This window comes from Salinimicrobium profundisediminis (assembly GCF_026241755.1).
Lineage (GTDB): Bacteria > Bacteroidota > Bacteroidia > Flavobacteriales > Flavobacteriaceae > Salinimicrobium > Salinimicrobium profundisediminis.
The window spans coordinates 145,281-168,330 of sequence record NZ_JAPJDA010000003.1 but is presented as its reverse complement, the minus strand read 5'-3'; the positions used below and the strand labels follow the sequence as shown (position 1 = coordinate 168,330).

At 40.9% G+C, this 23,050-nt stretch carries 20 protein-coding genes, 1 tRNA gene and 1 pseudogene; 14 read left to right on the top strand and 8 right to left on the bottom strand.

Annotation, left to right across the window (positions count from 1 at the left end; all coding sequences use genetic code 11):
* Positions 1–115: 115 nt before the first annotated feature.
* Positions 116–1,198, top strand: coding sequence for a magnesium/cobalt transporter CorA (corA, locus tag OQ279_RS03065; RefSeq protein ID WP_266068321.1), 1,083 nt, complete (start codon positions 116–118; stop codon positions 1,196–1,198).
* Positions 1,199–1,209: 11 nt separating this feature from the next.
* Here the strand turns inward: corA and OQ279_RS03060 are convergent, their stop codons facing one another.
* Positions 1,210–1,677: a hemerythrin domain-containing protein gene (locus tag OQ279_RS03060; protein ID WP_266068320.1), complete on the bottom strand. Its 468-nt coding sequence runs from the start codon at positions 1,675–1,677 to the stop codon at positions 1,210–1,212.
* 192 nt (positions 1,678–1,869) lie between these two features.
* Here OQ279_RS03060 and OQ279_RS03055 point away from each other — a divergent pair, with 192 nt between their 5' ends.
* From OQ279_RS03055 to OQ279_RS03020, 8 genes are read left to right on the top strand one after another with little or no spacing between them, the layout of a single operon-like run.
* Positions 1,870–2,835: a TIGR03885 family FMN-dependent LLM class oxidoreductase gene (locus tag OQ279_RS03055; protein ID WP_266068319.1), complete on the top strand. Its 966-nt coding sequence runs from the start codon at positions 1,870–1,872 to the stop codon at positions 2,833–2,835.
* A gap of 8 nt (positions 2,836–2,843) precedes the next feature.
* Positions 2,844–4,484: an alpha-amylase family protein gene (locus OQ279_RS03050; RefSeq protein ID WP_266068318.1), complete on the top strand. Its 1,641-nt coding sequence runs from the start codon at positions 2,844–2,846 to the stop codon at positions 4,482–4,484.
* Positions 4,481–6,076 (top strand): alpha-amylase family glycosyl hydrolase, encoded by a 1,596-nt coding sequence (locus tag OQ279_RS03045; protein WP_266068317.1) that lies wholly within the window; start codon positions 4,481–4,483, stop codon positions 6,074–6,076. Before OQ279_RS03050 ends, OQ279_RS03045 begins: the two co-directional genes overlap by 4 nt.
* Before the next feature lies 1 nt (position 6,077).
* The gene (locus tag OQ279_RS03040; protein WP_266068316.1) at positions 6,078–6,449 is read left to right on the top strand and encodes a sensory rhodopsin transducer; all 372 of its coding nucleotides are present in this window, start codon (positions 6,078–6,080) and stop codon (positions 6,447–6,449) included.
* Positions 6,450–7,634: a D-arabinono-1,4-lactone oxidase gene (locus tag OQ279_RS03035; protein WP_266068314.1), complete on the top strand. Its 1,185-nt coding sequence runs from the start codon at positions 6,450–6,452 to the stop codon at positions 7,632–7,634. It abuts the gene before it with no gap.
* Positions 7,634–8,014, top strand: a complete 381-nt coding sequence (locus OQ279_RS03030; RefSeq protein WP_266068313.1) for a sensory rhodopsin transducer — start codon at positions 7,634–7,636, stop codon at positions 8,012–8,014. Before OQ279_RS03035 ends, OQ279_RS03030 begins: the two co-directional genes overlap by 1 nt.
* 4 nt (positions 8,015–8,018) lie before the next feature.
* Positions 8,019–8,885, top strand: a complete 867-nt coding sequence (locus tag OQ279_RS03025; protein ID WP_266068312.1) for an EamA family transporter — start codon at positions 8,019–8,021, stop codon at positions 8,883–8,885.
* 50 nt (positions 8,886–8,935) lie between these two features.
* The gene (locus OQ279_RS03020) at positions 8,936–10,108 is read left to right on the top strand and encodes a lactonase family protein (protein WP_266068311.1); all 1,173 of its coding nucleotides are present in this window, start codon (positions 8,936–8,938) and stop codon (positions 10,106–10,108) included.
* Positions 10,109–10,180: 72 nt separating this feature from the next.
* On the opposite strand, the gene OQ279_RS03015 is transcribed toward OQ279_RS03020, so the two are convergent.
* The 3 genes from OQ279_RS03015 to OQ279_RS03000 form a co-directional block, all read right to left on the bottom strand.
* Entirely contained in the window at positions 10,181–11,077 is an 897-nt protein-coding gene (locus OQ279_RS03015) for a M14 family metallopeptidase (RefSeq protein ID WP_266068310.1), read from the bottom strand.
* A 14-nt stretch (positions 11,078–11,091) separates the two neighbouring features.
* On the bottom strand, positions 11,092–12,141 hold the full coding sequence (locus tag OQ279_RS03010; RefSeq protein WP_266068309.1) for a glutathione synthetase: 1,050 nt from the start codon (positions 12,139–12,141) through the stop codon (positions 11,092–11,094).
* Positions 12,142–12,422: 281 nt separating this feature from the next.
* Complete coding sequence (locus OQ279_RS03000) at positions 12,423–14,309, bottom strand: peptidase MATCAP family protein (RefSeq protein WP_266068307.1); 1,887 nt, start codon at positions 14,307–14,309, stop codon at positions 12,423–12,425.
* A 343-nt stretch (positions 14,310–14,652) separates the two neighbouring features.
* On the opposite strand from OQ279_RS03000, the gene OQ279_RS02995 reads away from it, so the two are divergent.
* Positions 14,653–14,726, top strand: a tRNA-Arg gene (locus OQ279_RS02995).
* 182 nt (positions 14,727–14,908) lie between these two features.
* A complete protein-coding gene (locus tag OQ279_RS02990; RefSeq protein ID WP_266068306.1) occupies positions 14,909–15,541 on the top strand; it encodes a CatA-like O-acetyltransferase in 633 nt (210 codons plus the stop codon).
* A gap of 327 nt (positions 15,542–15,868) precedes the next feature.
* Here OQ279_RS02990 and OQ279_RS02985 read toward each other — a convergent pair whose 3' ends face one another.
* Genes OQ279_RS02985 through OQ279_RS02980 form a run of 3 tightly spaced genes read right to left on the bottom strand, consistent with a single transcriptional unit; the run spans position 15,869 to position 17,461 of the window.
* Entirely contained in the window at positions 15,869–16,726 is an 858-nt protein-coding gene (locus tag OQ279_RS02985) for an alpha/beta hydrolase (protein WP_266068305.1), read from the bottom strand.
* Positions 16,727–16,784: 58 nt separating this feature from the next.
* The gene (locus OQ279_RS17925) at positions 16,785–16,934 is read right to left on the bottom strand and encodes a hypothetical protein (RefSeq protein WP_370866490.1); all 150 of its coding nucleotides are present in this window, start codon (positions 16,932–16,934) and stop codon (positions 16,785–16,787) included.
* A 29-nt stretch (positions 16,935–16,963) separates the two neighbouring features.
* Positions 16,964–17,461 carry a nuclear transport factor 2 family protein gene (locus OQ279_RS02980; RefSeq protein WP_266068304.1) on the bottom strand — a complete coding sequence of 166 codons (498 nt, stop codon included), beginning with the start codon at positions 17,459–17,461 and terminating at the stop codon, positions 16,964–16,966.
* A gap of 369 nt (positions 17,462–17,830) precedes the next feature.
* Between OQ279_RS02980 and OQ279_RS02975 the strand changes: the two are divergent.
* From OQ279_RS02975 to OQ279_RS02965, 3 genes and pseudogenes are all read left to right on the top strand, one after another.
* A pseudogene (locus tag OQ279_RS02975) lies at positions 17,831–18,118 on the top strand (GIY-YIG nuclease family protein); the annotation flags it as partial.
* Positions 18,119–18,327: 209 nt separating this feature from the next.
* A complete protein-coding gene (locus OQ279_RS02970; protein ID WP_266068303.1) occupies positions 18,328–19,161 on the top strand; it encodes an SDR family NAD(P)-dependent oxidoreductase in 834 nt (277 codons plus the stop codon).
* Between the two features lie 45 nt (positions 19,162–19,206).
* Positions 19,207–20,100, top strand: coding sequence for a helix-turn-helix domain-containing protein (locus OQ279_RS02965; protein WP_266068302.1), 894 nt, complete (start codon positions 19,207–19,209; stop codon positions 20,098–20,100).
* Positions 20,101–20,391: 291 nt separating this feature from the next.
* Here the strand turns inward: OQ279_RS02965 and OQ279_RS02960 are convergent, their stop codons facing one another.
* On the bottom strand, positions 20,392–23,034 hold the full coding sequence (locus tag OQ279_RS02960) for a peptidase associated/transthyretin-like domain-containing protein (RefSeq protein ID WP_266068301.1): 2,643 nt from the start codon (positions 23,032–23,034) through the stop codon (positions 20,392–20,394).
* Between the last annotated feature and the right edge of the window lie 16 nt (positions 23,035–23,050).

Here is a 23,050-nt window from a genome sequence, read left to right as displayed (position 1 = left end):
GATGCAAATAAAATGAAAGCAAGCCAATGCCCAATGACTTGAACTTGTTAAATACAACATTTTTTCAAAGCCTACAGGTACGCGGAAATTCTTACATTTAAAAAAATATTCTTCTATGGTTAAAAGAACCCGCTACCTTTCTAAAAGGCCAAAATCGAACCAGGCACTTCACCAGGCCCCCGGGACCGTTACTTATGTGGGGCGTAAAGAGCAGGTGGAGACGTTACTCGAAGTAATAGATTACAATGCCGACAATTATGAAAGGTTTACTTCAAAAAACCCCGAAGATGCTTTTCAATTTGAGGAAGAAGACCGTACTACCTGGATCAATATCGACGGACTAAGCAATACAAAAGAGATTGAAAAGATTGGTAAGTATTACGACTTGCATCCTTTGATCATTGAAGATATTGTGAATACCAACCAGCGCCCTAAAATAGATGAATACAAAGATTACTTCTTCATAGTAGCAAAAATGCTATACTTTCGGGAAGATGGGCGGCTGGAAAACGAACATATAAGCATGGTTCTGGGAAAGAATTATGTGCTCACTTTCCAGGAAGCCGGGGGAGATGTATTTAATGGGGTGCGGGAGAGACTTTCTCAGGCGAAAGGCCGTATAAGGAGCAGGGGTGCAGACTATCTTGTTTTTGCCCTTTTAGACGCTATTGTAGACCACTATTTTATAGTTGTAGACGATATGAGCGATAAAATAGAAGCCATGGAAGAACGGGTTTTTGATGCACAACCTAAAGATGACACCATACTTGAGATCCAGGAATTAAAACGCACCATGTTAAGGATAAGGCGTGCCGTAAACCCTTTGCGGGAGGTGGTAAGCCGTATTGAAAAAGTAGATCATGACCTTATACAGGAGCAAACCCTCAATTACATACGCGATCTATATGATCACATGCTGCAGGTCTCAGAAAATATTGAGATCTATCGGGAAATGACCTGGGGCCTCATGGATATGTATATGACCACCATAAGCAATAAAATGAACGAAGTCATGAAAGTGCTTACCATTATGGCTTCTATCTTTATTCCCCTTACTTTTCTTGCCGGGATCTATGGGATGAACTTCGAATACATGCCCGAACTCGGATACAAATACAGTTATCCTGTTTTATTGATTGCGATGTTCTTTTTAATAATAGGGATGCTCTTTTATTTTAGACGAAAGCGGTGGCTTTAAGATTTTAAAATTTACTGCCAAAACTTATCGCTCCAGTCATCGGGATCGGGGGTGATGATTTCTTCCTCTTTATTTGCTATTTTCTGAAGCTTTTCTTCAGAAACGGTTTCCTGCAACTCCCTGAACAGCTCCCGCTCTTCAAACCTGATGTGCCGGTTCAGTTCTTTTTCTATGGAATGGAACATCTCTTCACTGGCTTCCTCTTTAAACAAAAATTCCAGCCGGGAGTGCTCATTAATAGCTCTTGTGCCCATAGAATGACCATCTCCTAAAAGAGGAAATATTTCCGATTCTTCAAACCTAAAGTGCGGCCTTAGTTGAGAAGTAAAGAAAAAGTCAGTATACTTTTTTATCCGGTCTAATTCGATCTTTCTCTTTAATCCTTCTCTAATCTTCCAGCACAACAACAATCCGTGGTGATGGTCTCTGCTAAGCGGTTTTAAAGCATCGTGCCTCTTAATTGGTGTTGGTTTGTCCATGATCTTTAGAATTAGGATGCAAAGCTAACCTTATGATACCCGGAAGAGTATGACCAAAGTCATATTCTTTTAGATGATGTTAATGAAAGATGACATTTTATCTTTTTTTTAATAACTAAATTCCTGTTTATCCTGTAAACCTTTATAATTTAGGAGGAAGCAGTAATTCTTTTTTAAATAAACCCTGATTTTATGAAAATTGGTTTTCACGCTTCCCACGAACAATTTACACCCCGACACTTACTCAAGCTCGTACAAAAAGCTGAAGATGCAGGCTTTAAAGCAGTATTGTCTTCAGATCATTTTCATCCGTGGAGTGATACCCAGGGCGAAAGCGGCTTTGCCTGGAGCTGGCTGGGAGCAGCTATGCAATCTACCAGTCTTGAATTCGGAATTGTAAATGCTCCCGGCCAAAGATACCATCCCGCTATTATTGCCCAGGCCGTGGCAACCCTCGATCAAATGTTTCCGGGTAGGTTCTTCCTGTGTTCAGGGAGCGGGCAGTTGCTCAATGAGAATATTACTGGTGAAAAATGGCCTGCAAAAAGAGACAGGAACCAAAGGCTTCGCGAATCGGTAGAGGTAATGCAGCGCCTGTGGCAGGAGGATGATTACCTCAATCACAAAGGCATGTTCACCGTTGAACGGGCTAAACTATTTACAAAACCTACTCAAATTCCCACAGTTTTTGGTGCCGCCATAACCGAGAAAACTGCCGCCTGGCTTTCTTCGTGGGCAGACGGTATGATTACAATCTCTAAACCTAAAGAGGAACTTAAAAAAATGATAGCAGCTTTTAGAGGCACAGGAGGTGAAAATAAACCTATGGCTTTAAAGGTGCAAATCTCCTATGCCGCCACCCGTGAGGAAGCACTTGATGGTGCCTGGCAACAATGGAAGAACAATATTTACCCCAGCAAGGTCATTGCGGATATAGACAGCCCCGAAAAATTTGATGCCATGGGGCAGAATACGAGGAAAGAAGATGTGGAGAAACATGTGATTGTAGGGAATGATGCAGATACTTTTATCGAGAAGATCAGGGAGTATGAAGCACTGGAGTTCGAAAAGATCGTGATTCACAACGTCAATACCCAACAGGAAGATTATATCGACTTTTTCAAGAAAGAAGTACTCCCTAATTTTCAACAGCAATAGTCTTAACTATGAATAAATTCTGGTATAAAAATGCGGTGATCTATTCTCTGGATGTTGAAACATTTAAAGATTCTAATGGAGATGGGACCGGAGATTTTGAAGGCTTAAAGAATTCCCTTCCTTATCTGTCAAGTCTTGGGGTGACCTGCCTTTGGCTCCTGCCAATTTTTGATACGCCAAACCGCGACAATGGTTATGATGTCAAAGATTACTACAAGATAGATCCGCGCCTGGGTGACCTCGGTCATTTTGCTCAGTTGATTGATGCCGCTGAAGAAGTTGGCATTAGGGTATTGATAGATCTGGCTGTAAACCACACTTCAAGTGAGCATTTCTGGTTTCAGGAATCCCGTAAAAGTAAAAGTTCAAAATACCGGGACTACTACATTTGGGTAGATGAAAAGCCCGAAGATCCTGCGCCCAATATGATGGCCGAAGAGGGTGAAAAGAGCACGAGCTGGAAGTACGACCGCACTGCAAAAGCTTATTATTTCCATTCCTTCTATCCGCATCAGCCAGACCTCAATATTGCTAATCCGCAGGTACAAAAAGAGATTTTCAGGATCATGCACTTCTGGTTAAAAATGGGAGTTTCGGGCTTCAGGATTGACGCTGCACCTCACATGTTCAAGGAAAAGGGCAGGATGGATTTTGAAGGAGATCCGCACGAGATCTTCCGTAACTTCAGGGAATTTGTAGAAACCCAGAAACCTGATGCCATTTTACTGGCTGAAGTTGACCTTGATCCAAACCAGTACAATAAATATCTGGGGAACGAAGACCAGATGCATATGCTCTTCAATTTTTATGTCAACAACTTCACGTACCTGGCTTTTGCCCGGGAAGAGGCAACACCGCTTGCCAGGGCCTTACAACGCATGCCGAAGGAAATTACAGAAAAAGAGCAGCTGGCCACTTTTCTTCGGAATCATGATGAACTCAATCTTGACAAGCTAAGCAGGAACGAAAGAGAAGAAGTATTTAAAGCTTTTGCGCCCCAGGAGAACATGCGGATCTTTGGCCGCGGAATTAGAAGGAGATTAGCTCCAATATTGGATAACAATCGTCAAAAAATGGAGCTGGCGCACAGCCTTCTCTTCACATTACCCGGCACTCCGGTATTGCGATATGGCGAAGAGATAGGAATGGGAGAGGACCTTTCTATGGAAGGCCGCTCAAGCGTTCGCACTGTAATGCAGTGGGCCAACGAGCAAAACGGCGGGTTCTCTAATGCACCTACAGAAAACCTTATTAGAAATGTCATTTCTGGAGGGGAATTCGGGTACGAAAAAGTTAATGTTAGTGATCAATTAAGAGATCCCGATTCCTTTCTTACCTGGATCTCTAAAGCTATAGATTATCGGAAGGAATTTCCTGAATTTGGTTGGGGTCGCAGTCATATTATTGATACCGGAGATCCTCACGTGCTGGGATATTATTCAAAGTCTGATAAAGGAATGGGGATAGCATTTCATAATTTTTCAGGAAAAGAAATAACAATAAAACTTGAGGTAGACGAAGAAGAATTTAAAAATGTTGTTGATGTCTTCGGAAATATTAGATATGAAAAATTTGATCCAAAAAATCAGAAGGTGAAGTTAACACCTTACGGGTACAGATGGATGCACAAGAAACATAACTACTTATGAAATACAACGATTATTTGTGGTGGCATAAAGGAGTAATTTATCAGGTATATCCGCGATCTTATAAAGATAGCGACCAGGATGGGGTAGGAGACCTGCGCGGAATCATAGAGAAGCTCGATTACCTGAAAGAGCTTGGAGTTGATGGGGTATGGGTTTCTCCTATTTATCCTTCTCCCATGGCCGATTTTGGTTATGATGTAAGCGATTACACCGGGATTCACCCGCTCTTCGGAAATATGGGAGATTTTGATGATCTTTTAAAGGAAGTCCATGAACGGGAAATGAAACTTATCCTTGACCTGGTTCCCAATCATTCCTCCAATGAACATCCATGGTTCAGGGAATCCAGAAGTTCAAAAGATAACCCGAAACGGGACTGGTATATCTGGAAAGACCCCGCTCCCGACGGTGGCCCTCCCAATAACTGGCTGAGTGTTTTTGGCGGCCCGGGCTGGGAATATGATGAAGCTACGGGGCAATACTACTACCACGCCTTTCTAAAGGAACAGCCCGATCTTAACTGGCGCAATCCTGAAGTACAAAAAGCCATGCTAGACGTGATGAGATTTTGGTTGGAAAAAGGTGTAGATGGTTTTAGAGTAGATGTGATGTGGCATATGGTAAAAGATGATCAGTTTAGAGATGATCCTCCTAACCCCGATTATAATGATAAGATGAACTCCTACAGCAGGAAAATTCCGGCTTTTTCAACAGATCAGGACGAGGTTCATGACATTGTACATAAGATGCGCAGGGTATTAGATGATTATGATGAAAGATTGCTAATTGGAGAAATTTACCTGCCCATTAGTAAGCTGGTTCGTTACTATGGCGAAGATAATCGCGGGGCACATTTGCCTTTCAATTTTCAGCTTTTGCAGTTGCCGTGGGATGCTGCAAAAATTGAAGCTGCGATAAGTGAATACGAAGGTGCGCTGCCCGAACATGGTTGGCCCAACTGGGTGTTGGGAAATCATGACAATTCCCGAATTGCAAGCCGGGTAGGGAAGGAGCAGGCGAGGGTTGCAGCCATGCTTTTATTGAGCCTTCGGGGAACGCCTACCATTTACTACGGAGATGAATTGGGAATGGAAGATGTTGAAATTCCGAAGGAAAAGATACAGGACCCGCAGGCACTTAATGAACCCGGAGTGGGACGCAGCCGTGATCCGGAACGCACGCCTATGCAGTGGGATGATTCTAAAAATGCAGGCTTTACAACAGGAGAGCCATGGCTTCCGCTTATGGAAAATTACCGGGAGCTAAATGTAGAAAAACAATGGAGCAAAGAGGGTTCTATGCTGCAGCTTCACAGGAAACTTCTTGAGCTGAGGGCAAAGGAACCGGCACTACACATCGGGAAATATAATCCGGTGCCTTCAAATGGAAATCTTTTGGCGTACCTCAGGGAATACGAACAGGAAAAATTTCTCATTGTGCTGAACCTTGGAGCTTCCGAAGAAATATTTGAGCCTGAGTTTCAATGCCAGGGCACAGTAAAGATTGCCACGCATACAGAACTTGAAGGAGAAAAATTGAAACAAAAAATAACCATAGCCGCAAACCAGGGGCTTTTAATAAAATTAGATTAAGATGATAACACTGGGAAAAAAGACGTGGGTTATTGCCGAAGGTTATATCCCCGAATATGGTACAGGTAAGGAACCGGAATTCACAAGCCATGAAACAGCCTGTATCTTAAATACTTCTAATGAAAATGCAGAGGTTGAGCTCACTATCTTCTTTGCTGATAAAGATCCTATAGGGCCTTATAAAGTGACTGTAGAAGCTCAGCGCACCAAACATTTACGGTTTAATGATCTCAAAGAACCTGAACCCGTACCCCTGGGGACAGATTATGCTTGTGTGATCGAATCTTCAATTCCTGTTGTGGTACAGCACACCAGGCTCGATTCAAGACAGGCCGAAAATGCTCTTTTGACGACAATTGCATATTCAGAATAAATGGAAATCTTTAAGAACTGGAGTGGAAGTATGGTTTTTAGCCCGGGAGAAATTATTACTCCCGAGAGTGAAGAACAGGTTTGCAAACTGGTCAAAAAAACAACTTCGGAAGGGAAAAAAGTGAGAGTTGTAGGTGCCGGCCACTCTTCATCACCCCTGGTGCAGACAGAAGATTACCTGCTTTCGCTGAAGCACTTTAGAGGCGTTGAAGACCCCGATATGAAAACCCACCGGGCCACTGTACCGGGGGGTATGACGGTAAAGGAAGCCGGCAAAGACCTTTTTAGATACGGGCTGGCCATGCACAATACCGGGGATGTAGATGTGCAAACCCTTGCCGGGGCTATAGGCACTGGCACTCACGGCACAGGGAAAGAACTTCCCAACCTTTCGGCAATGCTTTACGGTGTGAGAATGGTTAATGGCGAGGGAGAGATTGTGGAAGTAAATCGCGATACCGATGCCGGGACCATGCGGGCACTGCAGGTTTCAATGGGGTCCTGCGGAATATTCCTTAAAATGAGACTTCAGCTGGAGCCCGCTTACCAGCTTTACAGGAAAGAATATTGTGTCTCTTTTAAAGATTGCATGAACAATTTTGAGGAGCTCAAAAAAAACAGGAATTTCGACTTTTACTGGTACCCCAGAACAGATCTCTGTAAAATCAGGATCATGAATACCGAAAAAGAAAAGATGCCGGAAATCTCCTATGGCAGCCTGGAGCTGGAGAGAGAAGGGCCCAGCCATGAGATCCTGCCACGGGCGCGCCACCTGAAATTCGATGAAATGGAATATGTACTTCCGCAGGAAAAAGCGATGGAGTGTTTTATTGAAGTGAGAAAGCAGGTAAAAGAAAAATGGAGACGTACTGTCGCCTGGAGGCTCCTTATTCGCACCATAAAAAAGGATGACGCACTTATAAGCCCCATGAGTGAGAGGGAATCTGTTACTATTTCGCTTCATCACAATGCCGGCCTCAGGTTTTGGGAATATTTTCAGGCTATAGAACCCATTTTTCTGAAGTACGGCGGGCGCCCACACTGGGGCAAGAAGCACACTTTAAAGGCAGAGCAGCTTAAGGAGCTTTATCCTCACTGGAATCGATTTCAGGAAACCAGGAAAAAATTTGATCCTGAAAGCACCTTTTTGACACCTTATATGAATAAACTCTTTAACTTTGAATAATGAGGAAAATCGGGAAACTTAACTGGGCTTTTTCCGGCGGAAGAATTCCGTTTGATTCTACGGGAGAAGAACCTGTGTTCAATAGCCATGATAAAATTTCGGTACTTAATACTTCCGAAGAAGAAGCAAATATTGAGATCTTTATATTTTACGGCAATCAGGCGCCTGTGGGCACTTATGAAGTAAAAATAAAGCCGCAACGCCTTCGAAAGATCAGGATCAACGACCTAATAGACCCCGAAGCAGTGGCGCTGGAGAGAAATTATGGCTGCTATGTTCGTTCAAACATCCCTGTGGTAGTGCAATTCAGCAGAATAGACACCGGCCAAAACGCAAATGCGATCATGGGAACTATGGCTTTCCCGGCCGACAAAAAATGACAGCATGCTAGGATTTTTACTGGCTTTTGGAACTGCTATTTCTGAAGCTTTAAAGGATATTACCAGTAAGCACAACCTTCATCACATTGATGAATACACGGCGGCTTTTTCTATGCACCTGGTACAAAGCCTTCTTTTGATCCCGGTGGTTTTTTACTTCGGGTTTGAATCTATTTCCACACGCTATTTGTGGGCGCTACTTGGCTGTTCTTTGCTGCAGCTAATGGTGATTTTACTGTATTTTAAAGCTATCAAGAGGTCCGAAATTTCGGTGACGCTTCCGCTTATTACTTTAACGCCGCTGTTCATGCTCATCACTTCTCCCATAATGGTGGGCGAATTTCCTAATGCATTGGGATTGATAGGGATTCTTCTCATTGTGGTGGGGACTTATATTTCCAATTTGAGTGAGGATCCAAAAAAGGTATTTGCGCCCTTCGTTTCCCTGCTGAAGAATCAGGGAGCAAGATATATGTTTGGCGTAGCTTTCATCTGGAGTATTACGGCCAACTTGGATAAAATAGGAGTGGAGGAGACTTCGCCTGTTTTCTGGGCGTTCACGAAAGATTTTACGATCCTGATGTACCTGGTTCCCATTTTGTTGTGGAAGTCAAAGAAGCCCTGGCTACAAATCAGGAACCGCAAAGGTCCGCTGTTTATGGTCGGTTTTTTCAGGACCACCAGTGTGCTGGCCCACATGTTTGCACTTCAGCTTATCCTGGTGTCCTACGTGGTTACGATTAAAAGGTCGAGCGCCGTTTTTATTATTCTCTATGCCTTTTTCTTTCTGAATGAAAAGAAGAACTTCAGGAACAGGATAATAGGGATTAGCATTATTCTTACCGGACTTTTCATTATTGCCATTTCCTAAATAATCCCGAAGATTCTCACAAAAAGTTTTACTTTTAAACAAACCTTATTATGAGAATTTCAACCATCAAATTTCTGGCAGCTGGTCTTGTTGCTAGCCTCGCCTCCTGCAACCAGGGGAAAAACCAATCCCAAAATGACTTTACTCCCGACGATCCAAAAGCTGAAACTATGAATACAATCTTTGTGGGTTCATACACTAAAAAAGAGGGCCATGTAGACGGTAAGGCCAAAGGTATTTATACGCTTTACCAAAACAGCCAGACAGGCGAACTCAACGAGGGTGAAACCGTTGCTGAAGTGATAAATCCTTCATTTGTAAAGGCTTCAAAAGATGGAAAACTGCTATTTGCAGTGAGCGAATTAGGCCCCGGAGATGCTGAATCGGGTTTTATTTATTCCTACAAGATCAATGAAAACGACTCTTTAGAAGAACTCTCCAAACTTTCTACGGAAAGCTTTGCACCGGCTCATGTGACGACTGATGAATCTGGTAAATATGTTTTTGTAGCGAATTATTCTGGGGGTGTAGTAATGCTGTTCAAAGTGGATGAAAATGGCATTCTGAAGAAACAACAGAGAATAGATCTTGAAAATCCGGAAGGATCTCATGCTCATTCGGTCACTGTTTCGGCTGATAATAAGCACGCATACGTTGCCGATTTGGGCAATAATAAAATCTGGATCTATGATTTTGATGAAAACGAAGGCAAATTAGTCCCGGGAGAGCAGGCTTTTGTAGCCCTGGATGAAGGTGCGGGCCCCAGGCATTTTACACTTTCCAAAAATGGCAGTTTTGCTTATTCAATTAATGAACTCAACAGCAGTGTAAGCGCTTTTAAGGTGCTGGAAAATGGCGGACTTGAACTTATTCAGAATATTTCTTCCCTTCCCGAAGATTTTTCAGAAAACAATTCGGGTGCTGATATTCATTTGCATCCTTCAGGGAAATTCCTTTACGCTTCTAATCGCGGGCACAACAGCATTGTTTCTTATGAGGTAGATGCTGCTTCAGGAGCACTGAGCAATCCAAATTTCACCTCTACACTCGGTAAAACCCCCCGAAATTTTGCCATTTCCCCTGATGGAGCCTTTTTATATGCCGCCAATCAGGATTCAGGAGATATTTCAGTATTTAAAATTGAAGAGGATGGATCTTTAGAACAAAAAGGAGAGCCTGTAGCTTCAAAAACCCCGGTTTCATTAGAATTTTTGATCCGCTAAAGGCTTTTATTCCTTAAATATTTAATCTTTTTAATCCCCTGTCAAAAATGGCATTTTTGACAGGGAATTTTTTTATACTTCTTCAATAATAAAGAATCCGTCGTTGCCCTGAGATTGATACAGGGGCATAAAGATGTAGGCGTCCCACTCGCTCTTTATCTCGCCGCCATTACTTGTGGCGAGCAATTGTCCTTTCTTAATCTTCTGAAAATTCTTGAATCCGGGTTCCATTTTAAAGCTGTCGCCTTTTTTGATCTCGTGCCGGTAAACAATTTCAAAGGTTTTTTGTGAAGGAGCATTCTTTTCGGTGAATCGCTCTACACATTCGGGATAGCAGGAAACCTGTTCCACATCAAGTCCGTTAGCATGTTTTAGAGCCAGCCAGATCATTCCCTCGTGATTTTCTACGGAAGCTTCATTCGTGTGCTGCCCGGCTTCAAAGACAAAGCCTGTTAAGCCGGTGCGGCTCATATAATGATCTATAGCGCCATAAACGATATCGCTGAAGCCTTTCACGATGTAAGTGGGAAACTTTTGAGACCACTTAACATTGTCATGCACATCCTGTACCGATATGTAGGGCAGGCTGTCTGATGACGTAGTGTGACAGTCAAGGAAATAGCGTTTGGAGTACTGACTTTCGGGGTGGCCCTCCAAAACGTTGATGATCTCGTGCATTTCCCGCTGTTCCTGGGTTTCGGGATCCTGGTTTGTCACATTGTCTTCGGTCCAGGTGCGGTTAAGGTCTTCATCGATGTATCGCTGGTCTTTTTCAAGCGCTGCTTTATTACCCATAACGCCAACAATTGTTCCTTTAATTTGAGGTTTTGTTTTTTCAAGTTCAGAAAATACCTTTTTTAAAGCCTTTACTCCACTGGGTTCATTACCATGAACCCCGGCAGTTACAAACAGCAAAGGTCCTTCTTTATTACTGGTGTATTCTCCTATGATTCGGGTTTTCTCTTTCATTTTTTGCATTTTTATTACGCCATTGTTGCCAATACCTGATTGGATATCTGACCCTTATACATTTTTTTGTATTCTACTTTCTTTTCGATCGCATCTATGACCACATCAGAAAAATCGGGAAGACCAATTTCTTCAAAATGATCCATTCCTCCTGGACTAAGCACATTGATCTCGATGAGCTTATCTTTAACAATATCAAGGCCTACAAAGAATAATCCGTCCCTAATCAATTTAGGAGCAGTAATCTCAATAATGCGCTTCATTTCGTCTGTAAGCGGACTTTTATCACCTGTACCCCCCTGATTAAAGTTACTACGGAATTCTCCTTCTCCGGTGACCCTTTTGATGATTCCGTATTTTCCATCCTTTTCCATGACCCGGCCATTCAGAAGTAAAACTCTCACGTCACCTTCTTTTGCTGCGGGCAGGTATTCCTGTGCGATGATGTAGCCCTGGTTAGAGAGGTTTTCTATGATTTGATTCAGGTTCTTTTCGTTCTTATCGATCAAATACACATCTCTTCCTCCCGAGCCTTCTAAAGGTTTGAGCACCATTTTTTTCTTGTGGTTCTCAAAAAACTCCAATACATCTTCTTTTTTCCGGGTGATGATAGAGTAGGGTTTGATGCTTGCCGGAAGCTCCTCAAAATATAATTTATCAATAAAAGCATTAGACAGGGCATAGGCATCATTGAGTACCAGTACGCCTTCCTGTTGTACCATGCGGCCAAAAGCAACCCCGGCCTGCTCGGCCCATTGACGGGAAGAACCTTCTTCGGTAGGATTGTTCCTTATAAAAAGCACATCAAGATCTGTAGCTGTGATTCTCTCTTTTTTGGCTTTATCGCTTTGCAACAGTTCAAGGTATTCTTTAGGAGTTTTTGCTTCAATCTTTTTGGGCAGGTAAGTAGATTCTATACAAAGTTCTTTGTCCTGTTCGAAGAAAAAATCTCCCACGCCCATGGCATAAACATCATGTTTACGTTTTCGGGCTTCCTGCATAAGGTACACTGTGGTACCACAGGTCTCAGTCTCAACACTATTGATTACAAAACATATTTTCATTAATGATTTCTTTTAGGGGATCGCTCCCGGTTAAATTGATAAATTTTTAAAATATTCTATTCCATTGTTGCAAGTTCGCGGTTGGAAATTCCGGTGCCATAATGCTTCTTATATTCAATTTTTCTCTCGATGGACTCAATGATGACATCCGAGAAATTTTCAACCTCAATTTTGTACTCCCATTAAGTAAACGTCATGATTCCTTTTCCAGGCTTCATGCATCATGTAAACCGTGGTGCCGGCACCTTCAGATTCCACACTATTTACTACAAAACATATTTTCATGCGTTGATCAATTGTGAAAGAGGAATCCCCTTTCTAATTTGCTGAAGTTTCTCTTTAGTCTCTTCTGAATGTAAATAACGTGGAGTAAGCTTTTGAGGAGACAGCACTCTTCTATCCTGCAATTCTTTGATTATCTGCATGTGCTCAAGCGAAAATTTTCCTGTAAGAAGAGGGCTTAATTCGCCACCTTCTTCAAGATGTTTCTTGAGTTGTACCAGCCCCTTGAGGTAGGAAATATCTTTTGTAAAGCCACCTCCCTGCATAATTCGTGAGGTGATATTAAATGCCCTTTGCGCTGTAAAATTATAATCGTTATAAAGCAGACGGAATATCTCCTGAAAATCGGCCCCGTGCATTCTTGCTGAAGCAGCCACAACCCGGCCAGCTAAAGTTCTCATCCTGTTAGCAGTTAACCCGCCTACGAGGTACTCAGATAACACTGCCAGGCCTTCCTGAAGCGTGTCATAGTCGGTAAGGCCAATTGAAAGTAGTCTTAGGGGCTGTTTATTTCCGTTGTAGTAAGTAAGCACATGTGTGCCTATTTCGTGCTGTATCAAAGCTTTAGTTTCATTTGCATTGAGCTTGTAATCACTTGGTAAATAAAGTTCTCCACGAGAGACCATAAGAATATTGACATCATCGCGTACATGTACTTTACTGGAAAAATTCTCATCCTGACCCCGGAAGTACTCAAACTCCTTGTGAGCAAGAACCTCAAAATCTTCAGCTTTAAGTATACTCTCAAAATCCTGTTGTTCCTGTTCGGGAACTTCTTTTAGAATTGTCTCGGCCTCCCTTTGAAGTTCTCTACTAATTTTTCCATAGAGCATCATACTGTTATAGAAAAAACTATCAAGACCTCTTTCGGTAAGCATGCTTATCTGGAGATCGAGTTCTTCTCGTTTTTCCCGAAAAATGTAAGAAAGTGCAGGGTCATCTACTTCCTCGATCTTTAAGTTATAAAGTTTTCTTTTGAGAACATCGGGGTCAAATGGTAAAAGCCTGTAGTGATAGTTAAGAACCTTTTCATAGTTACTTTTGAAAAAAGTCTCTTTTATAGTTCGAATATTGGCAGGGGAAACCAACCATAGAAATTGGTAGGAAGATTCAATTTCGGCCAACTCCCGGTCAATTTCCAATACCTTTTCCTGAAGGTTCTTTTGCCCCAGGGCTCTGTAACTCTTCACTCCGCTGGAAGTTTGAATCCTTATAAAGTCGTAAATCGTCTTATGTAGGGCAACCACAAAATTATCTTTGAAGCTTCTAAAGAAAACGGGGTATTCTTCTCCATCCTGGCTGCGGTAAACGGGTGGTACCTGAAGGCCAATGAGTAGACATCCGGCGTCTTTTAATTGTTCCAGGCTTAAAAGAGGTGGTTGTCCCGGGGGTTGACGTTCCAGGGAATCCTCTATTTCGGTATCAGTAAAATTTAAGGCGCTGTAGCCGGCATTCATCTCATCCAGTTCCTCCTTAAACACATTAATTGTAGTTGAGAGCTTTTGTGCAGGCCCCTTGATCTTAAATCCGCGGCTGCCTGACTCTCCTGCAAAAACTTCGAGCAGAAGAAATGATTTAAATTTTGAAGACATGGCTTCACTCAGGCTGAACATAAGCCGCTGGTAGCCTTCAAAATCTTTATCTCCAATAATTAGAAAAGAGGCTTCACTTAAAATAAGGCGTACAGTTGCCCGGTCTTTTTCTTCATCCTCCTTATCTTTAAGATCTCTGTAGATCACTAAATAAGGAAGTTCATCGCTCATATGCAGATAGCCACCTCCCGGCAGGTGCTTCTCTATTTCGCACTTTTCCTGAAGTTCCTCTATAAGTTTTTGAATGGAGTTTTCATCAAATGGTTGTGTTTCTTTAGATGTGCTTACTTCCATAATAGGTTTTGCTTTTTTTGGGAGGATGAAATTAGTTTTAGCTTGTGCTCCCAGTAAAAATGCCTTACAGGTAAATTTAACCGATTCGTAAGTTTTTGAAGAATAAACACCCCTGTATTAGCTGAAGTTTAGCAAAGATTTAGTAGTACTTTTAGATATTCTGAGAAGGAGCTACAGGGTTAAAACAGATACTTTCAAAAGAATAATGGGCGAAGTGCTGAAGAAATGAAAATACCTGCATGAATAAGATGCTGAAGCTCTTTTACTTAAATAAAAAGGAAGAATTAAATAATATTTTTGCTTGTGTTTTTTAAAAAGCTCATTATATTTGCACCACTTTAATGGTCGCGTAGCTCAGTTGGATAGAGCATCTGCCTTCTAAGCAGACGGTCAGAGGTTCGAATCCTCTCGCGATCACAACTTGAAACCCCTAGTTTTACTAGGGGTTTCGTTGTTTTAAGACTCTTCTGAAAAAAACCGAATTTATTTAAGATCGACAGCTATTGAAACACGGTAAGCAGGCTTTCTACTCAAAGAATAGACCTGAACCCGATCCCGGATTAATGACCTAACTTAGCAGCTCCAAATTAAAGTAGAGAGTGAGAGTTATTGACATCGACAAATGGAACAGGAGGGAACATTATGAATTCTTCTCAAAAATGGCCAATCCAATGTTTGGCATAGTAACAGAGGTTGAATGTACCGGGGCTTATAAATTTTCAGTAGATGCCGGTATTTCCTTCTTCGCCTATTATCTACATAAATCAATGATTGCGGTAAATTCAGTAACCGAGCTAAAATATCGGATAATCAATGAAGAGGTAGTAGCTTTTGATACTATACATGCAGGAACCACAATTGGCAGAGAAGATGGCACCTTTGGTTTTGCATTTATACCTTTCAGCGAAAGCTTTGAGATATTTAATGAAGACCTGCAAAAGGAAATAGCAGCTGTTAAATCTACAACAGGATTGAGGCTGAACAATGATGATATCACGAAAGACCTTATCCGTCATTCTACCTTTCCCTGGCATTCTTTCACAGGACTTTTGCATCCGAGTAACCATGACAAAAAAGAATCTGTGCCTAAAATCACTTTCGGAAAATTTGCTGTTCGTGATAACAAAAAATATCTTCCTGTATCAATAGAGGCTCATCATGGGCTTGTTGATGGGCTGCATTTGGGAAAGTATCTGGAAAATTTTCAGGAACAACTTAATAAAAAAGCATAGGTGCCTATTGCCCAAAAAGGACCGATAGGAGCTGGTCACCAGACCACCATAGAAAAAATCAAATCTGAAACCTCCAGGGGAATTAAGACGAACAAAATTATCGAAGTGGCTACCGGCGCTAAAAAAAATTTAAAAATTAAGCCTCCATCGGCCAGTCCCTGTACTGTTCCTCTTAGTGTTTAATAATTTCCTTCAGTAAAAATTCCAGTGCCAAAAATGGTACTTTGCTGCGTAATTCTTTTTGATCGCTAACCGAATGGCGGCTCTGGCGTCTTCTTTCTTGGTCTAGTCGAGCTGGAGGTTTTTCTTCCCAAACCTTAAACCAGCCTAACGCAGAAATCCGGTTGAAACGAAAGGCAGGGCACGATAAAGCGCAGAATGCCAGTATTCCCAGTCATGGCCGCCATCTCTTACCCTTAGTTCGGAAGGGATCTCAGCCTTCTGCATCGCGCGGTAATAATCGAGGTTGATTGAAAGTAAGAAGTCATCGTCCCCACAATCTATAAACCACCTGATATCCTTTAGTTCTTTCTGTGTTTCTGCATCAGCATTGGAGACAAATTCTACCGCATGGTTTTCGAGGACGGTCCTGTTCAATTCTTTGCCTTTTTCATCTGCATCCTGGATTCCGCCGCCGGGTTCGATTCCTAGCCAGGCGCTCATGGCATAGACCGAGGAGAACATATCCGGGTGTTTCTGTGCGTAAACGACAGATCCACCGCCGCCCATGGAGAGTCCGGCAATCGCGCGGTGCTTTTTATCGGGAATTGTTCTGTAGGTCTTTTCTATATGTGGGATCAACTCCTTAAAGAAGTAATCTTCATAGGCCCACCCATTCATGTTGAAATAACCATACCAGTCTGTTCCTGCATCTGGCATTACTATGATCATTTCTACCGCTTCTTCAGCATTGATGAGCCGGTTGGCTACGTCCTTTACATGTCCTCGTTCTACCCAGTCTGTGTTGCTGCCGTACAAGCCGTGCAGGAGGTAGAGGACAGGATATTTTCTTTCTGTATCTGTGCTATAGCTTTTGGGAAGGTAGATCGAATAACTTCTTTCGGTATTGAGGATCTTGCTGCTCATGGTCTTAAATTCCGACACGCCCTGCGGCGGATTATAATTTTGAGAGTAGCCGACAAAAGTGCTGCCGATCAACAGGAATAATGTAAAAATTCTTTTCATGAGTTTAGGTATAGTGGTATTATATGACGTTTTTTCAATCTTATGTAATTGTTTAATTTTAAGCCTCCATCGGCCAGTCCCTGTAATGCCTCTCTGCCTGCTCAATTACTTCCCTCAGTAAATTATCGAGTTCAGAAAATTGCACTTTGCCACGTAATTCTTTTTTTACTGCTAACCGAATGGCGGCGCGGGCGTCTTCTTTTTGGATCCAGTTGAGCTGGAATATTCTGAGAAAATTTAGGTGGCATCCTCTTCCAGAGATTGCATTTTTTGAAGGTAGCGGGAGAGCATCTTACTGGATTCCTGTTGGACCTTAAGTTTCATCGATTTGGTCCATCCTAACAAAAAACCTTTAAAACCAAGAGCCTGCCGGGACCAATGCCAAAGGTCAAAATGATCTGTATGTTGCAGGATCTTCCCGTTCTGAATGTAAAATGTTCCAATCCCTTTATTTGTCACCTTGCGTTTTTGCGGCCCGAAATAATAGCTGGCGCTCCATTTGGCACTTGCGTAATGATCATTGGTCTGTATATCGCTAAAGCTTACCTTTAGATCACCCCTGCTTTTTTCCAGAAGCATATACCACATGGCTCTCACCCGGTCTCCCTTTATATGTCCAAAAGCAGGATCATAAAAGACTATGTATTTATGGTAACAGGCGTTCATAGCTTTTGGATCCCCGTTTTGGAAGGCCTGGTAAAAATCCATAATAAGCTTTTCATTTGGATGCTGCATAGCCTAAAGATACTTTAAAAGTGCTGAATATAAGATGTACATAATTTTGAACTTGAGATTGCCTCATAGTAGTTTGTTATATTACGCCCTTTTTGTGAATATGGCCTCATTTAAGGGATGGGGAATTTTTAATTTCTGTCTTCTACACGTCAGTTCGAGTGATTTTCACCGGGCATGAGCGAGGGGGAAATAGTATCGAGAACAGAGGCCTACCCATATTCCCTTGTTCTCGATACAAAATTGAACTTGCTATCGCCGTTCAATTTCACTCGAACTGACGGGTATTCAAGTGATTTTTTCTCGAACGCAAGTGAGAGGAAAAATTGTATCGAGAACAGGGGCAATGAATTAAATATGTAAATTTCTCTAATGAAACTTAGCTATGTTTACATCCTGCTTTGTGCAGATGACATCTATTACACCGGCGTCACCTCAAACCTTGATAAGCGTTTAACAAAACATCTCTCTGCAAAATATCCCGAAAGTTACACGGCGAAACGTCTTCCGGTTGACCTGATGTTCTATACTGAGTTCACAGATATTAATTTTGCAATTGCCACAGAAAAACAAATCAAGAACTGGTCGAGAGCAAAAAAGGAAGCTATAATCGCAGGTGAATTCGAAGCCTTACCTAATCTGGCGAAAAAGAAGTTTAAGAAGTTCGCCGTCAGTTCGAGTGATTTTTTCTTGCTGAAAAGCCATCCTGAAACAGGAGAAATTCCGTGGTAGTTTAAAGGTAGGTAACACACAGAAGTTTCCGGCGCAATTTGAAGTAATCAGTAATCGCACTACAACCCTCAGTAATACGGATACTATTCAGTAGCAAATCATTTTCAACTTTGTATTCAGAAATAAAACATAATCTTATGAATACAGAAAATCAAAAAGTATGGCTCATTACAGGAACATCTAAAGGAATAGGTCTTGATCTAACAAAACTAGTACTCTCATTAGGGCATACAGTAATAGCAGCCAGTAGAAACATCAATGCTCTTGAAAAAGAAATTAACCAAAATAAGGAAAACCTGTATCCGGTACAATTAGATATCACTTCCGATAAAGAGGTGAAAATGACAATTGACAGACTTGTTAAAAAACTGGGTAAAATTGACGTTGTGGTGAACAATGCCGGTTACAGCCTTGTGGGAAGTATGGAAGAAATGACCGATGAAGAATTTAGGGCTACCATGGATGTCAATCTCTTTGGAGCGGTGAATATCATTCGAAATGTGATGCCATATCTCCGCAAACAAAAAAGTGGTCATATTATTAATATTTCATCTAATGCCGGTTATGTTGGTTTTGAAAAAGCCGCAAGTTATAATGCGGCCAAGTTTGGAATGATCGGTATTTCAGAAGCTTTGGCGCAGGAAGTAAATAACTTTGGTATTAAAGTGACGGTGGTAGCACCAGGGCAATTTAGAACCCAATTTATGGATTCCATCAATTATGTGAAAAATAGAATAGACGTATATGGAGTAGATGAAGCAGAAAAAATGTGGAGCAAGCATAGCGGCCAACAACCGGGAGATCCGGAAAAACTGGTGAAGATTTTGGTGAAAATTTCAGAGATGCCCAAACCACCGCTTCATTTACTGTTAGGACCAGATACTTACAAACTGGTGACACAAAAGAGAAAAGAAGAAGATGCCGAATTTGAAACCTGGAAATCACTTACCTTATCGACAGATTTTGATTAAATTGTTATTGGCTTTTCAATTTCCTAATCAATAAATTTGACAGCGATGAAACCCTATACCATTCGCTCTATCCATGAGCTTCACCAACTTTTGGAATTGCCAAAGCCAAAGCATCCGTTGATTAGCTTAATCGATTTTTCGAAGATTAAATGCTACGATGATAAAAAACTGGAAGCCGTGACTTATGGCTTTTATTGCATTGCCATCAAAAAGAATTTTAAAGGTAAAATGCGGTATGGGCAACAACATTTTGATTTTGATGAAGGCATTATGACCTTTTATGCCCCCAACCAGGTAATCATCACCGAAATTAGGGATGACTGGGAACTGGAAGGCTATTGGCTAACAATACATCCAGATTTTTTACAGGGATTTTCGTTGAGCAGGGAAATTCAAGAATATGGTTTTTTCTCCTACAATCTTAACGAAGCTTTACATTTATCTATAGAAGAAGAAAACACCATCAACCAATTGTTACTTGATATTTCTAAAGAAAGTCAATTTTCTATCGACACATTTTCGCACTCCATCATCATCAAACAAATTGAATTGCTGCTTACTTATTCCAATAGATTTTATAAACGTCAATTCCTTACCCGTAAGCAGGCAAATAGCTCCTTACTTTCAAATTTCGAAACACTTTTAAATTCCTATTTTGAAGAATCAGAAGGAATTCCCAGTGTGGGGTATTTTGCCGAAAGAATGAATATATCCAGGAATTATCTAAGCGATATGCTTCGCAGTACCACCGGTCAAAGTGCTCAACAACACATCCAACAAAAATTAATAGAAAAGGCCAAAATCTTACTCAGCACTTCTAACCTGAATGTTTCGGAAATTGCCTTTAAGTTAGGTTTTGAATACCCACAATCCTTTCATAAACTTTTTAAAAGTAAGACAGATTTATCTCCTTTAGAGTATAGAGCGAGTATTGGGTGAGAAACGCAATTACACTCTTTATTAATCTCACAAAAGATGAATCGGAAGGGACTTCAACCGGCCGATTTAATATTGATTTTGATGAAAAAATGCAGGAAGAATATATTGAATTGCAACCAGTTTAAAGCAGTTAAAGGCAGCAAAAAATATTGTAATGTGACTTGTGAAACTCACCATTCTTATTTAAGGACGGAACTTGTAAAACAAAATATTAATAAATTTTAATGTAATTGATCTTAAAAGTTTAACCCTGCTAATCCGATAGGACAATTTTTGGTGAAATTAATCATTTTATAGGGTAAATTTTAAGGTGGCTAACACCTGCGATGGCCGTAACCTATAACTACTTTCTACGTAATAATACTGATTATTATAAGCATTAATAAATTCATCGATATTCAAAACATTTCGCCAACTAATATTCAAATCCATTTTAGATTTTGGAAAAGTAAACTGATAGTCCAGGTTCACGAAATAATTATCACCCTTTTCAGATAATGAATTGTCGTAATATTCGCCACTGACACTTATATATTGATTATCCTTAGGATAAAAATATAGATCGAGCATATGTTGCTGGTTTTCTATTTGTTGGAAATTGTTAGCCTCAAAACCCGAAGTGTACGTTGAAAAATTACCTGAATAACTCGCAATTAGCCAACTCAAAATTTCGGCTTCCACACTTCCTCGTAGGTTAAAACTTTGCGTATTCACCTCGGCCAGCGTGTTATTTAAAAGCTGTTGCCGCTTTGATAAATTATATGAAGCATTCAACTTAAGTGTTGTTTTTAGTTTCCTAAAGTATTTACTTCCGCCGGCTCTAAAGCTATGATTATCGAAACTATTATTGCGAGCCACAGCTTCTAAAATTGTCGTTCCGTTTTCCCCAATATTAGAACTGTACAACAAGTTATTTTCAGAATACGCATACGAGTAAGAGGCATTTAAAAACAATTGCTTTAACGGATTCCGATAGTTAAGGCCTCCGCTATAATTTTGCTGTATTTCTTCGGAAATTGGGGCGTTGTACCGATTTAAATTTCGATAGCCATAGAGTAAAAAACCATAATATAATTGCTGAAGTTCTCCAAAATTATAACGCAATCCTGCTGAAGCATTTGCCTCCCAAAAGGCTGAGATTTTCTTTTTTACAAAAAAATTAGGTTCAAAAACCAAACGATCCAGATTTCTGCTATCCTCAAAATTATCATCTTCAAGGTGAAAACTTTTAAATTCAAGCGGTGTACTCAAACGCAAATTCCAGGTTTCATCCTTACTTTTAAATCTGAAAGAGTTTTTCAAATACACCGAAGTTTGTACAAATTCGTTTCTGTTTTTAAAATCGGCTTCTAAAACCTCTTCTCCTTCTATCAAGATATCGGTATCTAATTGCTGATTCTGGATCGAAAATCCAAATTTTGGCGACATGGTAAATTTGCCGAGTGCTTTGGTGAATCCCGCCGAATTATCGGTATATATTTTTCTTGAAGAAACCAGTTGCTGAATTTTCCCGTATGGATCACCCTCATTAAAAATAGCTTCAAATTGTCCTGGCTGTACCAGTAGATCCTGATTATTTTCGGTAAATCCTGTATTTGAATTAAAAGTAATTAGCTGTTTTCCTAAAGTCCGAAGCAGGCGTAGATCGTTTTTAATTCCGAAGAAAGGATTTTCCAGCTGCTGCTTTATTTGTGTATCGGTACGATCGATCAAACCGCGATTGGCATTCCAGGACCCATTAAATTCTAATTGATTTTTCAGGTAATTTTTATTGGCATTGTTCTCTAAGGTGAGTAGTCCCTCTAACTTGCTTAAAAAAATATCATTATTGGTGTTTTCTACCACGTCAATCGTATCTGTAGGTGTAAAATATCGAGTTTGCGTAACTCCATCCTGCTGTTGGTAATCATTGAGATAAGAAATATTCAGCTTTAGATCGATATCTTCCTTAATACGATGTAAAATGTTTGCTGAACCTAGATGTACATTATTATCCAGCCAGCGTTCCGTAGAAAATGGAGGCGCTGAAACATTCTCGATCGAAAGCCAATCATTATTATCGATATCAAAGTTTTCCCCGGCATATTTGATCGAAAAATTGCGAATTTCGCCCGAGACGTCGCTCCCGGTATTATTACTTTGATAGGTAACGATCGCCTGTTGTTTTTTGGTGAAGATCATCGGCGTTACCTTTGTTTGCCACAGCAAAGGCGCTGCACCAATCCCGGCGGTGGCTGTTCCGCTAAAAGTAACATCTTTTTTAAGCTTGATATTTAGCGAAGCACGCTCGGAAAACACCAAACTATCCAACACTTTAACCGGCTGATGATTTTCCAGGATCTCGACTCTGGAAACCGCCTCGGCAGAAAGGTTATTATTCGCCACATTATAACGCCCTTCTAATAGATCTAAACCTTCAATATAATATTTCTGGATAGGCTCATCCTGGTAAAAGATCTGTCCGTTTGGCCGAATATCGATACCCGGTAATTTTCTCAAAACATCAGCGATTACCCGGTCATTTTTACCTTTATAGGCAGCTATTGAAAAACTAAGCGTATCGCCATGTTGCCGCAAAATTTCAGATTTCACGATCACCTCTTTTAAAGATTCTGAAGAAGGTGAAAGCTTAACTTCCAGTGTCTGGGCTTTATTCTGAATTGTTTTTTTAAAAGTGCCAAAACCCATGTGCGAGACCTTTAAAAATAAGGAATTACTCCCATTTTTGACGGCTATTTTGAATTTTCCATTCGCATCTGAAATACCATAAGCTAAGATTGAAGAAACAGAATCTTTACTGACCATTACCATTGCCCCACTAAGTTTTTCATCCTGATCGCCAAAAACCTGTCCCGAAATTTCAGTTTGAGAACAGCTTATAGAAGTGATGAATATTGATATCAGGAAAAAGAAAATCTTTCTAAAATGATCCAATCGCTTGATTGTTTTT